13 protein-coding genes are annotated in these 14,143 nt (G+C 60.9%); 6 read left to right on the forward strand and 7 right to left on the reverse strand.

The genetic code is table 11. The annotated features are described in order from the left end of the window. Positions 1-63 precede the first annotated feature (63 nt). From AC6H1L_RS06320 to AC6H1L_RS06340, 5 genes are all read left to right on the forward strand, one after another. On the forward strand, positions 64-306 hold the full coding sequence (locus AC6H1L_RS06320) for a helix-turn-helix domain-containing protein (protein ID WP_497600681.1): 243 nt from the start codon (positions 64-66) through the stop codon (positions 304-306). 355 nt (positions 307-661) lie between these two features. Further along, complete coding sequence (locus AC6H1L_RS06325) at positions 662-1,735, forward strand: RpnC/YadD family protein (protein ID WP_497600682.1); 1,074 nt, start codon at positions 662-664, stop codon at positions 1,733-1,735. Positions 1,736-1,932: 197 nt separating this feature from the next. Next, complete coding sequence (locus AC6H1L_RS06330) at positions 1,933-2,307, forward strand: hypothetical protein (protein WP_497600683.1); 375 nt, start codon at positions 1,933-1,935, stop codon at positions 2,305-2,307. A 286-nt stretch (positions 2,308-2,593) separates the two neighbouring features. Next, a complete protein-coding gene (locus AC6H1L_RS06335) occupies positions 2,594-3,559 on the forward strand; it encodes an RpnC/YadD family protein (protein WP_497600684.1) in 966 nt (321 codons plus the stop codon). 142 nt (positions 3,560-3,701) lie between these two features. Beyond that, positions 3,702-4,043: a hypothetical protein gene (locus AC6H1L_RS06340; RefSeq protein WP_497600685.1), complete on the forward strand. Its 342-nt coding sequence runs from the start codon at positions 3,702-3,704 to the stop codon at positions 4,041-4,043. Between the two features lie 131 nt (positions 4,044-4,174). On the opposite strand, the gene bioB is transcribed toward AC6H1L_RS06340, so the two are convergent. The 6 genes from bioB to AC6H1L_RS06370 form a co-directional block, all read right to left on the reverse strand. After that, on the reverse strand, positions 4,175-5,221 hold the full coding sequence (gene bioB, locus AC6H1L_RS06345) for a biotin synthase BioB (RefSeq protein WP_497600686.1): 1,047 nt from the start codon (positions 5,219-5,221) through the stop codon (positions 4,175-4,177). Positions 5,222-5,255: 34 nt separating this feature from the next. Then, entirely contained in the window at positions 5,256-6,065 is an 810-nt protein-coding gene (gene bioD / locus AC6H1L_RS06350; RefSeq protein WP_497600687.1) for a dethiobiotin synthase, read from the reverse strand. After that, complete coding sequence (gene bioA / locus AC6H1L_RS06355) at positions 6,062-7,429, reverse strand: adenosylmethionine--8-amino-7-oxononanoate transaminase (protein ID WP_497600688.1); 1,368 nt, start codon at positions 7,427-7,429, stop codon at positions 6,062-6,064. The genes bioD and bioA overlap by 4 nt, the downstream gene beginning before the upstream one ends. 167 nt (positions 7,430-7,596) lie before the next feature. After that, positions 7,597-8,793 carry an 8-amino-7-oxononanoate synthase gene (gene bioF, locus AC6H1L_RS06360; protein WP_497600689.1) on the reverse strand — a complete coding sequence of 399 codons (1,197 nt, stop codon included), beginning with the start codon at positions 8,791-8,793 and terminating at the stop codon, positions 7,597-7,599. A 354-nt stretch (positions 8,794-9,147) separates the two neighbouring features. Then, positions 9,148-9,978 (reverse strand): COG4705 family protein, encoded by an 831-nt coding sequence (locus tag AC6H1L_RS06365; RefSeq protein ID WP_497600690.1) that lies wholly within the window; start codon positions 9,976-9,978, stop codon positions 9,148-9,150. Beyond that, complete coding sequence (locus tag AC6H1L_RS06370; RefSeq protein WP_497600691.1) at positions 9,971-10,147, reverse strand: hypothetical protein; 177 nt, start codon at positions 10,145-10,147, stop codon at positions 9,971-9,973. Before AC6H1L_RS06370 ends, AC6H1L_RS06365 begins: the two co-directional genes overlap by 8 nt. 426 nt (positions 10,148-10,573) lie before the next feature. Between AC6H1L_RS06370 and AC6H1L_RS06375 the strand changes: the two genes are divergently transcribed. Next, entirely contained in the window at positions 10,574-12,334 is a 1,761-nt protein-coding gene (locus tag AC6H1L_RS06375) for a glycosyltransferase family 39 protein (RefSeq protein ID WP_497600692.1), read from the forward strand. A gap of 303 nt (positions 12,335-12,637) precedes the next feature. Here the strand turns inward: AC6H1L_RS06375 and AC6H1L_RS06380 are convergent, their stop codons facing one another. Then, on the reverse strand, positions 12,638-13,315 hold the full coding sequence (locus tag AC6H1L_RS06380; protein ID WP_497600693.1) for a GntR family transcriptional regulator: 678 nt from the start codon (positions 13,313-13,315) through the stop codon (positions 12,638-12,640). Positions 13,316-14,143: the final 828 nt, after the last annotated feature.

Below are 14,143 nucleotides of genomic sequence, written 5' to 3' on the forward strand. Positions count from 1 at the left end.
CACTAGTGAGTGATCTGTATACTCAGAACAAGAAAGCCAGGGAACATTCTGAGTGATCGACTCATGTTACGTTTGCGTGTCAGAGAAATCCTGCGAGAGAGAGGAATCAGTCAGGGTCGCCTTTCTCGCGAAGCCAATATACCTATTAACCTCGTTCGGCGTCTGGTGAACGACAAGCACTACATGCCAAGTTCATTGACGCTCTGGAAAGTAGCGCGCTATCTCAAAGTGCCGATGGAGGAGCTGCTAGAAGAAGTTGAGGGGCCGGAAGGGGAAACGGAGAACGGGCACCACGCCGAGGAGTAAGCCGCTTGAGGTTCAGCGCACCTGTGAGCCGGGGAAGGGCCAGCGCCGTCGTCGCTGGCGTCCTGGGCTGATTCGTCGCAAGCCTCCCTCCCTCTAGCCAGAGGCGATCTCAGCCGGAGCGCTGCCGTCTGACAAGCTTGCTGAGCGCTGGGGTTATCAGTCAGTTATCTGCTCCGAGCCTTTGCCTCGCGGCGAGCGATCGCCGTCGCGGGGCATTCGTCTAAATATCGCATGCTTGTTTAGGAATGATGTTTCAGCTTTGGGCAAAGATATTATCCCGGCACTTGATCTATACTGCTCAATCTGGTATACTCCTCTCAGAAGCTCTGCCATCAAGGAAGGAGTAGACGGGGCGATGGTTTCCCGCTGGGACCGGAGCATGAAGCGGCTTTTCGCCCTGGCGGCTCAGGACCTGATCACCTTTGTCCTGCCGCAGGCGCGTTTTCTGCAGCATGCTTCGGGGGAGTTTGTGCTCAAGAGCGATCCATCTCTTCCAGGGCTAGGTTTGCTTGCCGCCGACACCCTGAGCGCCTGCTCTCTGGAGGGGGAGACGCTGCTCATCCATCTTGAGTTTCAGAGTCGAGCCGATAACAAGATGGCTCATCGTCTGCTGATGTATAATATCCTTGCAGACGAGCGCTATGGTTCTCCTGTGCTCTCCTGTGTGATCTATCTGCGTCGTTGCGGGGTAGTGGCTACGCCTTACCGGCGTCAGTTGCCCAATGCCACGCCCGTCTACGACTTCTACTTTCAGGTGATCAAGCTCTGGGAGCTGCCCGCGCAGGAGTTGCTTGCGAGACAATTGCCGGGGTTATTGCCCCTGTTGCCGCTCTCGCGCGAGGGGCGCAGTCGTCAAGTCATCCGCACGATGATTGAGCGCCTGCAACAGGCGCGCCAGTTTGAGTTACTTGAAGTGGGCTTATTGTTAGCTTCGCTGGCCTGGGCCGACGCTCCCGCCAGCGAGCGCCAGTGGCTTCAGGAGCAGATCCAGATGCTGACCGAATTTTTACAAGAACTGAAGCAGACCGACGCCGCTCGCGCCCTCATTGAGGAAGGGCTGCGACAAGGCATTGAGCAGGGCCGTCAAGAGGGTCGTCAAGAGGGCCTTCAGCAGGGTCGTCAAGAGGGCCTCCAGCAGGGTCGTCAAGAGGGCCTCCAGCAGGGTCGTCAAGAGGGCCTCCAACAGGGTCGTCAAGAGGGCCTCCACAAGGCTCGCCAGCGCCTCTTAACGACTGTCAGCGCCCGTTTCCCTCACCTCTACGGGCTGGCGGCCCAGGTTACTGCCCATCTCAATGACCTTGATTCCCTCTTGCTCCTGCTGGAGCAAGTGTATAGCGCGCCCACCACTGAGCACCTGCGCGCTTTGCTGCTCGCTCAGCTGCCCGACAGCGCAGGCCCACCGCCGACCGATAACGGCTCTCAGCCTTAGCACCGGGTCAGACCCTTTCTCTTCTCTTTATTAAGACTGATATTATCACTGTACTCACTTTCACCGCTGTCGGAGTCGGCTTTGCCCCTCCTATGGCTGTCGGAGTCGGCTTTGCCCCTCCTATGGTCGGCTCCGCTTGTCACGAGCGGAGCTGACCACTTGCCCTGACACGGACCAGGAAAGGACCACAGCCCACCATGTCGCTCGATGACCTCATCGCCGAACTGAAACAGACCGACGCCGCTCGCGCCCTCATTGAGGAAGGGCTGCGACAAGGCATTGAGCAGGGCCGTCAAGAGGGTCGTCAAGAGGGCCTCCAACAGGGTCGTCAAGAGGGCCTCCACAAGGCTCGCCAGCGCCTCTTAACGACTGTCAGCGCTCGCTTCCCCCACCTCTACGGGCTGGCGGCTCAGGTCGTCGCCCGTCTGGACGATTTCGACGCCCTCCTGCTTCTGCTGGAGCAAGTTGTCAGCCTGCCCGATGCCGAGCACCTGCGCGCCTGGCTGCTCTCTTCCCTGTCCGCCAGCTCGGTCCAGCCGTCATCTCGTCCATCCGTTGACGGCTCTCAATAACAGAGGCACAGCGGCAGTTTCTCCTTCGCCCCACCGGCCTGGAGAGCGAGCAAGAGCCGCTGCGCCCTCCCGCTCTGGACCGGAGGATCTGCATTCCACTGCCACCGTCTCGGCGGGGCAGTGTTCTCTTTTCACATCTTGCTTCTCTAAATATTGCTCGCTTGTTTATTAATAATTTCTTGTGTATATAATGAAGACCACCAAAAAGCTCTTGATTTATGACTCTAAATACACTATACTCTTCTACACTCCACCACCGCAGAACAGGAGGCTTCACCGCAACTCTATGGCTTCTCGCTGGGACCGGAGCATGAAGCAGCTTTTCTCTCTCGCCGCCCAGGACTTGATCACCTTCGTCCTGCCCCAGGCTCATTTTCTGCAACACACTTCTGGGGAGTTCGTCGTCAAAACCGATCCTCCGCTCACCGAGCTGGGTGCTCTCTATGCTGATGTTTTGAGCCGTTGCCTCCTGGCTGATCAGCCCCTGCTGGTCCACATCGAGTTTCAGAGCCAGGCCGATGAGCAGATGGTACACCGCCTGCTGATGTATAATATCCTTGCAGACCAGCGTCACCGCTGCCCGGTCTACTCGTGTGTCATTTATCTGCGACGCTGTCGGGTCCCTTCGACTCCGTATCGGCGGCTCTTACCCGACACCTCGCCTGTCCACGAGTTTCACTTCGGCGTCATTCCACTCTGGGAGTGCCCTTCTCAGGAACTCTTAGATCGGCAGCTTCTGGGGGTCTTACCCTTGCTGCCGCTCACTCGCGAGGGGCGCAGTCGTCAGGTCATCCGCGCGATGATCGAGCGCCTGCAGCAGGCACGCCAGTTTGAGTTACTCGAAGTTGGCTTGTTGTTAGCTTCGCTGGCCTGGGCCGACGCCCCTGCCAGCGAGCGCCAGTGGCTTCAGGAGCAGATCCAGATGCTGTCACATTTCCTTGAGGAACTAAAACAGACCGACGCCGCCCGCGCTCTCATTGAGGAAGGGCTGCAACAAGGTATTCAGCAAGGCATTCAGCAAGGCCTGAGAGAGGGCCGCGAGGATCTCATCGCTGGCGTGCGCAGTCGCTTCCCTCAGTTGGAGCCGCTCGCCGCTAGCGTGGCTTCTCACATCCACTCGCTGCGCACCATTCATCAGCTCTTGCTGGCTATCGGCCTCGCGCGTAACGCTGAGGAGCTCCAGTCGTTGCTGCTTGCCCATCTGCCTGGCAGCTCGGCCCAGTCGCCCACCGACAACGGCTCTCAGCCTTAGCTCTGGATCAGACTCATTCTCTCATCACTCACTTCCACCGCCGTCGAAGTTAGCTTCTCCCTTGCTGTGGTCAGCTCTCGCTCATCACGAGCGGAGCTGACCACTTGCCCTGACACGGACCAGGAAAGGACCACAGCCTGCCATGTCGCTCGATGACCTCATCGCCGAACTGAAACAGACCGACGCCGCCCGCGCCCTCATTGAGGAAGGGCTGCAACAAGGTATTCAGCAAGGCCTCCAACAAGGCATTCAGCAAAGCCTGAGAGAGGGCCGCGAGGATCTCATCGCCGGCGTGCGTAGTCGCTTCCCTCAGTTGGAACCGCTAGCCGCCAGCGTGGCTTCTCATATCCACTCGCTGCGCACCATTCATCAGCTCTTGCTCGCCATCGGCCGGGCCCCTGACGCCGAGCATCTGCGCGGGCTCTTGTGCTCCTACCCTCCCACACAGGACAGCGGAGACGAGCTTTCGCCTGTCGAACCGTAAAGCTCACCCCCAGTCCCCTCGCTGCTAGCAGAGAAAGAGAGCAACCACCCTGTTCGCTTCCGACAGGATGGCTGCCCTCTGCGTCCTGATCCGAGGGCCTGGCAGCCCAGCCCAGCCAGGCCCTTTCCTCGTCAGGCTTCCCCAGCCTCAACGGTCTCGCCACAGGTCAAGGCCGGCTCTGGCTCCCCTGACGCTGCGGGCGCATGCTCCTCGATCTCAAAGCCCAAATCGCTAATCATCTGCCACGTCTCCTTATAATGCTGCCCTGGCGTCGTCAAATAGCCTGACACAAAGACCGAATTGGCCGCATAGAGCGCCAATGGCTGGAGTGAACGCAAATGCACCTCACGCCCAGCCGATACCCGAATCTCCTGCTTCGGATTCGTCAGACGCATCAAACACAGAATGCGTAAACAGTCATAGGGGCGCAAATAGCGCGTGTGCTCCAGCGGCGTCCCCGGAATGGGCAGCAAGAAATTCACCGGGATCGACTGCGGTTCCAGCTCACGCAAGGCCAGCGCCACATCAATAATATCCTCCAGCGACTCGCCCTGACCAAAGATGGCCCCACTGCAGAGGTGTAAGCCGGCCCGACGCGCCGCCTGCAGCGTCTGCCAGCGATCCTCGTAGGTATGTGTCGTACAGATAGCTGGATAGTAGCGCGCGCTGGTATTCAAGTTATGATTGAGCTGCTCCACCCCTGCCTCATACAAGCGGCGCGCTTTCTCCTCCGAGATCAGCCCCACACTGCAGCAGATGGCAATGTCGACCTCCTCCTTAATGCGCCGCACGGCCCGCACCAGAAAATCGATCTCGCGGTTGTTGGCCCCGCGCCCGCTAATGACAATGCAATAGCGCCGACAACGCGCCTCCTTTGCCCGACGCGCTCCCTCCAGCAGGCGCTCCAGGCTGACCAGCGGATAGCGCTCGATGGCCGCCCGCGAAATACTCGACTGCGAACAATAATGACAATCCTCGGGACAGATCCCACTCTTGGCATTGATCAGCATGTGCAGATGCACACGCCGACCGCAGAAGGTCAGGCGCACGCGATAGGTCGCGGCCAATAGCTCTAAGATGCGCTCATCCGGGCAGGTCAGCACCGCCAGACACTCCTGACGCGTGAGCACCTCCCCCTTGATGGCCTTGTCAGCCAATTGCTGAAAATCAACAGACATCGCTCTTATTCCTCCCCAGGCAGCTTGCTACTCATCAGGCACCAGCCTCATTGAGCGGTTCGGTTGGAATCCCCTCGTCGGCTGCCGCTGTCGCTGCACCGGACGCAGCGGCGCCCACGCTCTCGCCCTCGGCAATATCCAGCGCCATGCTCTCCAGCAGCCCGGCGCTCAGGAGCTGGTTGCCAGCCGTCGTCAACGCTGCCTCGGTCACCTCCGCCAGATGAGGCAGAGGCCCATATAATGGCACCGGACACCAGCGCTGTAGAGCCTCGGCATTGCTGCGCACCGCCGGATCGCTCTCGTCAGGCGCCGCTGGATGGTTGAGCACCACCCCTAAGACCCGCGCTCTCCGGCTGGCGACAGCCACCGTGAGGCAGGTGTGATTGATCACGCCAAGCACATTGCGTGCTACGACTAGCAGCGGTAGCCCTAGCGTAGCGGCCAGATCCAGCATGGTCTGCTGAGCCGTTAGCGGCACCAGCAAGCCGCCCGCTCCCTCCACAAGGACGACGTCATGTGTCGCCAGGAGCTGCCGATAGCAGCGCACAATTTCAGCCAGCTCGATCGTTACCCCGGCCTCTTCCGCCGAGAGAGCCGGCGCCAGCGGCAGCGGCAAGGCGTAGGGAACAATCAGTTCCAGCGGCGCCGTACAGCGCGCCATCCGCCGCAAGAGCTGGGCATCGTGGGCCCCCTCACGCCCCTGCTCCGGGGGACAGTCGGTCTCTGCCGGCTTCATGACCCCGACACGCAGCCCGCGCTGCGCAAGAGCTGCGGCCAGGGCCGCCGTGACAATGGTCTTGCCAACACCCGTATCGGTACCAGTGACAAAGCATGCCCATTTCACGAGAGTACTTCCTCCGCAACTTTCTCGATGGCAGCATAGGTAATATCCAATAAGCGCACCAGCTCGGGATGCGAGATCGCCAGCGGCGGCATGATAACCAGGACATCGCCAAGCGGACGCAAGATCAGCCCCCGTCGCCTCGCCTCCTTGATGACCCGCACCGCTACCCGCTGCTCAGGAGGGAAGGGCGTCCTGGTCTGCTTGTCCTGCACCAGCTCAATGCCCACCATGAAACCGCATTGTCGAATGTCCCCGACAATCGGCAGGGCCTGGAAGGAACGTAGCCACTCCTCCATAAGGGCGATGCGCAGCTCCAGACGCTGAAGCGTCTCTTCTTGCTCAAAGACCTGCAGATTGGCCAGAGCTGCTGCACAGGCCAGCGGGTTGCCGGTGTAGGTGTGGCCATGATAGAAGGTGCGTCCTGGACCAAGGAAGGCCCGATAGATCTCTTCGGTGGTCAGGGTGGCCGCCAGCGGCAGATAGCCACCGGTCAGCCCCTTGCCGATGGCCATCAGGTCGGGTTCAATCCCCTCGTGCTCGCAGGCGAACATCTTGCCCGTGCGCCCGAAGCCTGTGGCCACTTCGTCGGCAATGAAGAGGATGCCGTGACGTTTGGCAATCTCCCAGACAGCTCGCGTGTAACCCTTGGGATAGACATAGATACCAGCCGCTGCCTGGACCAGCGGCTCCATAATGACCGCCGCTAGCTCGTGAGCATGGGTGCTGATGACCCGCTCAACTTCTTCGAGACAGGCCATCTGACAGGCCGGATAAGTTTTCTGCAGATGACAACGATAGCAGTAGGCGCTGCGGGCTTCGACATGGGGGAAGAGCAGCGATAGATAGGAGCGACGATACATGTCGATGCCGCCGACACTCATGGCGCCGACGGTGTCGCCGTGATAGGCGCTGTGCAAGGCAAAGAATTTGGTGCGCTGCGGCTGGGGCGAAGGGCACTGTTGCCAGTACTGGATAGCCATCTTGAGGGCAATTTCGACTGCTGCTGCTCCCGTGTCAGAGTAGAAGACGCGCTGCAGGCGCCCCGGCGCCAGATCGACCAGCCGTTGCGCCAGCTCGATGCCGGGCGGATGCGTCAGCCCCAGAAAGGTCGTATGGGCGACACGCTCTAGCTGCTCGCGAATGGCGCGGTCGATGGTCGGATGGCGGTGCCCGTGGATGTTAACCCACAGCGATGAGACGCCGTCAAGGTAGGGATTGTTGTCGCTGTCGATGAGATAGCAGCCATCGGCGCGCTCAATGACAAGCTGGGCCTCCGCTTCCCAGTCGCTTTGCTGGGTGAACGGGTGCCAGAGGACGCTTTTATCGAGATTCTGCCAGCGAATGCTCTCGCCGTGAGAGGCCATAGCTCCTCCTTTTTCTTCCTCAGTGACTCCTTTCCACCGTTCTCCAGGGGCAGGCCAGGCAGACGCTCAGGAGCAAGCGACTCGCCCGCCGTACCCTGTCTTCGCTCCCCCGTCATGGTGGTCTGACGCCTGCCCCGCTCGCTCGTCCGAGCGCCTGCCGTTCCCGTTCAGCGCAGGCCCAGTTCGCGCCCGACGTCCGCGAAGGCTTCCAGGGCAAAATCGAGATCGCTGCGCTCGTGCACGGCCATGACGCTGGCCCGGATGCGGGCCATGCCCGCTGGCACTGTTGGCGGGCGAATGGCCACGGCGAGGACCCCTCGCTCTTGCAGGCGCGCCGCCATCTTGAGGGCCAGCCCGGCATCGCCGACCAGCACAGGGACGATGTGCGTGCTCGAGGTCAGGGTGTCAAAGCCGAGGGCCTGCAGTCCTCGACGCAGGTAGGCAGCGTTGGCTTGAAGCCGCTCGACCAGGGCGGGAGACTCTTCGAGAAGGGTGAGCGCGGCCAGGGAAGCGGCAATGACTGGCGGCGGCAGGGCGGTGGTGAAGATGAAGGGACGCGCAACGTTGACCAGGTAGTCAGTGAGTAGGGCAGGGCCGGCGACAAAGGCGCCAAAGCTGCCGAGAGCTTTGCTGAGCGTGCCGACGGCGATGACGCCCTCGTAATCGCTCGCTATGGAAGCGAGTAGCCCGCGACCTCCTGGCCCCAGGCAGCCAGTGGCGTGAGCTTCGTCAACCAGCAAGAGGGCACCATACTGGCGACAGAGGGCGATGAGTTCCTCCAGGGGAGCGACGTCGCCATCCATGCTAAAGACGGAGTCGGTGACGACAAGCTTGCGGCGATAGTGCCCGCTGCGCTGCGCTTCGGCGAGCAATCGCGCGACAGCGCGGCTGTCGCTGTGAGGGTAGACCTGGCAGGTGGCCCGGCTGAGTCGACAGCCGTCGATGATGCTGGCATGGTTGAGGGCATCGCTGAGAATAAGGTCGCCGGGACCAACCAGGGCGCTGATGACGCCGATGTTGGCAACGTAGCCGCTGTTGAAGAGGAGGGCGCTTTCGCAGCCTTTGAAGCAGGCAAGACGTCGCTCAAGTTCGGCGTGCAGATCGCTGCTGCCGGCGATCAGGCGCGAGGAGCCGGCACCGCAGCCGTAGCGCTCGCTGGCCTGGCTGGCGGCAGCGTTGAGGGCGGGATGAGTGGCCAGACCAAGGTAGTTGTTGGAACTGAGATTGAGCAAGCGGCGCCCATCGCGCTCTAGCCAGGGTTCGCTACTCCCTAGCTCTGGACGCAGCCGCCGATAGAGCTGAGCTGTGCGCAGGGCTTCCAGCCTCTCGCGCATGAAATCCAGGGGCCTGCCCTCCTGCATCATCTACACATCCCCCTCGGGTGAGCTATGATTGTTCCAGGTTCGCTATGCCTCGTGGCCCCGGTGGCGCTGCGCTGGCGAGGCGCTGAGGCGACGCGGTTGGTCCTATTGTAGCGAAGCTGGCCCTGACTGGCAAGGGCGCTTTTGGCTTGGCAGGTCTGGTCCTCTCACTGATGCTCTGCGCCGCGCCACCAGCCCAGCAGAGCAGATGCCTTCGTTCGGACCAGTGGAGCGAGTCAAGCGGGGCCAGAGACACGGCCCAGGCCCTCAAACCAAAAGAGGCGACCACCTGCTGCCGCTGCAGAAGCAGGCCGGTCGCCCTGCGGCGCCCCATCTATCACACCGGCGCTCAATCGGTCAGCGCGGCTCAGCCGGACGGCGCTGGACATCGCGCTGCGTGATACTCAGATAGGCCACGAACCCGATCAACAAGATCAGCAAGACTAGTGAGACTTTGCCGTCGCCCAACCCCAAACCGCCCAGATACGGCTTGCCCAGCCAGTCCGCAATCGAGGCCCCCAAGGGCCTGGTTACAATATAGGCCCACCAGAAAGCCGCAATGGCATTGAAGCCCAGTAGCCAGTACCCCAGCGCCGGCAGCGCGAAGAGCACGCCAAAGAGCACAATCGAAGGGAAGTAACCCAAATTGAGCGTGGCCGCCGTCAGATCGCCCACTGCCGTCCCCAGAGCAAAGGTCGCAATCACCGCCGCCCAGTAAAACCACTCACGGCGCCCGCGATAGACACTGTGGATCGAGAGCGTGCGCTCACACAGATACCAGACCACAAAGATCAGCGCCAGCGCCGTCGCGAAAAAGATTGTCGAGACAACATACGAGATACCAAGAACCACATGCAGCACATCGGCGGCCATTGTTCCGAAGACCGCCACCATCAAGGCCGCCAACCAGTAAACCCAGGCCACATAGCGCCGCAGCCAGAGCTGCAGGATGAGCGCCGCTACAAGCCCGAAGCATCCCAGACCCACCGCAAGATACGGATTGATCTGGTAGACCAGAAAATCCGAGGTCGACTCGCCTAACGCCGTCGTCAATAGCTTGATCACCCAGAAGTAGAGCGTGATCTCCGGCACTTTGACAAGCAAGGGCTGCCATTGCTGGGGCGAGCGCGAGGATGGCAGGTGAGACGACGACGGGGAGACCACCGGCGCCGGGCGGATCTCAGACATGGCTCTCCCCCTTCCCAGGTAGTCCCCACCCGGGTCCCATCAGATACCTCACATACTCCAGCCAGCGAGCGCTCACATCGCCCCCGGCCAGACCCGCAGAAGCAGTCAGCCTCGCCACTTGCAAGGGGCAGGCCAGTACCACCGTCAGACGAGCATCCTTAGCATCCATATTGTCCTTTTGTCCCTCCGTGCAGGAATTCAGCTCAGTAACGAGCGCAATCAAGAGCAGAGAGGGCTGATCAGCCCAAAAATCACCTCTGCCCGAGAGCCGGACAAGGCAGAACGGCAGCGGCCCCGCCTCCTTCTCTCGCTCTCTTTCGCCGCCGTTCTACCACAACGATAGAGGCTCTCGTCTGGCTACAGCGAGAGAAAAAGGAGCTGTCCTTTCCCACGAGCGCAGAAGCATCTGCCTGCCTCTCAGCGACAGCGGCGACCAGTACCACCTACCCCAGCCCAGCTTACAATGACTTCGCTCACCTCGCTATGACCTTTACCTGAAAAATTTTTGCCTCTCGCTTGCATATGCTATGCTCATCCATAAAGCGTCCTTGGCTCTATTCCTCAACCTAAAAAAAATAAGCAGGATGGAATAGCTATGAACACCCAGAGAGTGCACCTGCACATCATGACCAGCCTCGCTCTCCGTTTGAAGGCCTCACGTGACCGGCTTACCACCTGGCTTCCAGCGATGCTGCTCCTGGTGGTCGCCCTCATCCTCTACCTCCATGCCCTGGGGCAGCCCAGCCTCTGGTTTGACGAAGCCTTTTCTGTCGAGTTGGCCCGCCAACCGCTCCCACGGCTCTGGCAAGCCATTTGGGGACCCGAGCCGAACATGGAGCTGTACTATCTGCTGCTGCATTTCTGGCTGCAACTCACCGGAGCCCTCGGGCTGGCCCCTACCGAATTCATCGTACGGTTACCTTCGGCCATCTGTGCCGCCCTCAGCGTCGTTGTCACCTATCTGTTCGGCAAACGCTACCTCAGCATCAGCGCCGGCCTCTGCGCCGCCCTGCTCTACCTTCTCAACTACTCGACTCTGATCTATGCCCAGCAAACTCGCGCCTACGCTCTGCAACTTCTGCTACTCACCCTCTCCTGGTACGCCCTGGTCGCTTGCTACACCGCGCGCCGGCGCCTGGGCGGCTGGTGGACTCTCTACGTGATCACCACCACGCTGGCCCTCTACGCCCAGCTTTTCAGCCTGATCATCTTCTTCATTCAAACTGTGGCTATCGCCGGCCTCTGGCTGCTACCTACCGCCTGGCGCGAACGCGCTCGCCAGCGCTGGAAACTCCTCGCCAGCGCCCCCGCCGCTATCGTGCTACTCGCCCTTCCGCTAGTACCGGTGGCCAAGCAGACCGGTAAAACAGACTGGCTGGCCAAGCCGCACCTCCATGATCTCCTCAACCTGCTTGCCGTCATGCTCGGCGGTGATCATCTGCTCGTGACCCTGCTGGTTCTGAGCTGCCTGCCCGCGCTGATACTCATCCCGCTGGCCTTCAGCCGGCAACGCCACCAGCCCCACCAATCTCAGGCGGCCCCCACCGCCGAGACAGTCGCCAGCACTTCCCATAGCGAGAGCAGTCCGCCCCCGGCTCCCGGCGGCCAGCGCTGGCCCCACCTTCTAGATCACCTCCCACTGCTCTGGCTCACTGGCTGCTGGTTCATCCTGACCATCCTCCTCAGCTTCGGCCTGTCACTGGGGCCAGCGCGCCTCTTTTCTGCCCGCTATCTTGTGGTCACCATGCCCGCTTTCGCCCTGCTCAGCGCCCTGAGCCTCTCACTCATCCGTCCTTACCTGCTGCAGAGGGCGCTGACCCTTCTCCTCATCGCCCTTTCCTTCGCCAACGCCCTGCACTATTATCCCCAGGCCCAGATCGAAGATTGGCGCAGCGCTGCCATGTGGCTCCAACGCCATTACCAGGCCAACGACGGTCTCGTCTGCTACAACACCATCCAGGGCTGCCAGGTCGCCTTCGAATACTACTTCTATGCCTACCCCATCAGCCAGGCCCACTTTACCAACGACTCCCCCGGTAACCTGCTCTCCTGGCAGACCGACAGCGGCTACGCCGCCCCCCGCCGTACCCCCAACGCCGCCCTCGACATCAATGCTGTTACCACCTACGCCCGTCAACATCCTCGCCTCTTCTATATCGTCGGACGCGTCCCCAACAGCCAGGCCGCTCGGCAGGTAAACCAGATGATAAACTGGCTGGATCAGCATTACAGGCTGCTGGATAGCATCACCTGCGCCGGCTTCATCAGCGTGCACCTCTACCAGGTAACAGCAGCGCCAGGCCTGACATCGTCCACGGCCAGCCTATCACCAGGCGGCACCAGCCCGGTGCGCTAGAAGCTCGGGCAAAGATAGGCAGGCCAGGCCTGCGAGCGGCGCGCCAGCGCTCGCTGCACCCACCCGCAGGCGCGCCTGCCCCCCCACAGAGCACCAGCGCAGGCCTTATCGGCCAGTCTTCTGCCGCCAGCCGCGCAACCTGACATGGCAGTATAAAAGGGGGAAAGAGACGAGCAGATGAATCAGTCGAGCGAACAGGATCAAACAACAACCCCAGTCAGAGCAGAGAAGAGCCATATCAACATTTGGGGAAGAAAAGAGCGATCAGTCAGGCGGATAGGCGGGCAAGCGAAGCCACCAAGCCTACATGCGCTTCTGTGCCAGGCGCGCCATCATCAAGCGGATGGCCATCGCCTCGCGAAAATGCTGCCGCGCCAGACGCTCAGCCTCATCCTCATCCTGGCGCACAATAGCCTCAAAGAGCGCCTCATGCTCGGGCAGAGCCGCCTGCTGGCGCTCTGGCTTATCGAGCGTCGTCTTCTGCAAGCGTTCAATCAAGTCGCGCAGATTCGTCAGCTCGCGGAACAGATAGCGATTGCGTGCCGCCTGCCAGATCGTCTCGTGAAAGGCATGATTGAGCACTACCAGCCGCTCAACATCGCGCTGTTGCGTCGCCTCGCGATATTCCTCGAGAATGCGCCGCAAACTGGCTACTTCCAGCTCCGAACGCAAACGCGCCGCCAGCCGCGAAGCCATCCCCTCTAGCGTCTCGCGCACAGCACACAGCTCCTCTAACTCCTCCGGCGAGGTCGTCCCGACGACAATGCCCTGACCGGTATCCCTCACCAAATGATCCGCCTCCAGTTTGCGCAGCGCCTCCCGTACCGGTGTGCGACTGACTGAGGCTAGAGCGGCGATGTTCTCCTCGACAAGCCGCTCATTCGGCTCTAAGGTTCCATCAAGAATGGCATTGCGCAGAAATTCATACAGTTCCTGAGCGCGGGAGCGTTCGCCCGGAAGCTGGATTCGTGAGAGAGGCATGTACTTCACCCACTTTCCTGAGAGAGAAGTGTAATGGAGAGCCTTCCTTGCTCTCCTTAATTGTATACATCCGTATGCAAGACGCTGTCAAGCGAGCCGGAAATTCCTGACAGGGAGCAGATACCGTTTCTACCCCTCTCACCAGAGAGCCAGAGAGCGCTATTCTGCCAGGATCACCCTCTTGACAAGCCCCCTTCCCCAGTGTATATAACTGTTGTACAACTGTATACGACTGTATACAGTGAGAGTTTTGTGATGGGAGCAGGCCAGAGCCTCGGCGCTGCCTGCGGCGAGACAATCGCCAGCCTGTGGACCTCCCCCCTGGATCTGGCGAGAGCCGCGACGGCAGCGTTTAGTTCCCGACGGTTCGCCAGGCCGCCAGTATCTCGCCGCTGAAGCGAGGCACTGCCGCCCGGCTGCCTGGCCAGCCAGGGAGCAGATGGAGAACCAACAGAAGCACTGGCTGATCTCTACGCATTCTTGTACATACAGCAGTATGCCCAATCAGGCGTACGATAGGACGAGCGGAGAAGCGCCCATCATGGCAAGGAGCAGCAGGCTGGCCAGGGCTGTCCGCCTCTGGTCGGCGAGCCTGCTGATGGCTGGTCGGCCCTCGGCTCCCTGCCCTGTTCTCTCCCGCTCTTCTCGGGCGTTGCCGAGCAACCTGTGTCTACTTGTTTGTCAGATTGCCTGCCCCGCGGCAGCGCGCCACGCTGGTCAGTCTGATCCGGCATGGCACGGCACCGTCATGCCGGAGGCGCAGGAGGAAAGAGCCTCCAGCCCTATCGAATGGACGAACGCACGAACAATGGCGGCCTATTCAACCAT

The organism is Thermogemmatispora argillosa, from assembly GCF_059696725.1.

What these genes read in the sequence shown, in the direction of transcription:
- AC6H1L_RS06340 (WP_497600685.1), top strand. Translation starts at nt 3,702, where the DNA reads ATGTCGCTCGATGACCTCATCGCCGAACTGAAACAGACCGACGCCGCC.
- AC6H1L_RS06380 (WP_497600693.1), bottom strand. Translation starts at nt 13,315, where the DNA reads ATGCCTCTCTCACGAATCCAGCTTCCGGGCGAACGCTCCCGCGCTCAG.
- AC6H1L_RS06335 (WP_497600684.1), top strand. Translation starts at nt 2,594, where the DNA reads ATGGCTTCTCGCTGGGACCGGAGCATGAAGCAGCTTTTCTCTCTCGCC.
- bioB (WP_497600686.1), bottom strand. Translation starts at nt 5,221, where the DNA reads ATGTCTGTTGATTTTCAGCAATTGGCTGACAAGGCCATCAAGGGGGAG.
- bioA (WP_497600688.1), bottom strand. Translation starts at nt 7,429, where the DNA reads ATGGCCTCTCACGGCGAGAGCATTCGCTGGCAGAATCTCGATAAAAGC.
- AC6H1L_RS06320 (WP_497600681.1), top strand. Translation starts at nt 64, where the DNA reads ATGTTACGTTTGCGTGTCAGAGAAATCCTGCGAGAGAGAGGAATCAGT.
- AC6H1L_RS06370 (WP_497600691.1), bottom strand. Translation starts at nt 10,147, where the DNA reads ATGGATGCTAAGGATGCTCGTCTGACGGTGGTACTGGCCTGCCCCTTG.
- bioF (WP_497600689.1), bottom strand. Translation starts at nt 8,793, where the DNA reads ATGATGCAGGAGGGCAGGCCCCTGGATTTCATGCGCGAGAGGCTGGAA.
- AC6H1L_RS06375 (WP_497600692.1), top strand. Translation starts at nt 10,574, where the DNA reads ATGAACACCCAGAGAGTGCACCTGCACATCATGACCAGCCTCGCTCTC.
- AC6H1L_RS06330 (WP_497600683.1), top strand. Translation starts at nt 1,933, where the DNA reads ATGTCGCTCGATGACCTCATCGCCGAACTGAAACAGACCGACGCCGCT.
- AC6H1L_RS06325 (WP_497600682.1), top strand. Translation starts at nt 662, where the DNA reads ATGGTTTCCCGCTGGGACCGGAGCATGAAGCGGCTTTTCGCCCTGGCG.
- AC6H1L_RS06365 (WP_497600690.1), bottom strand. Translation starts at nt 9,978, where the DNA reads ATGTCTGAGATCCGCCCGGCGCCGGTGGTCTCCCCGTCGTCGTCTCAC.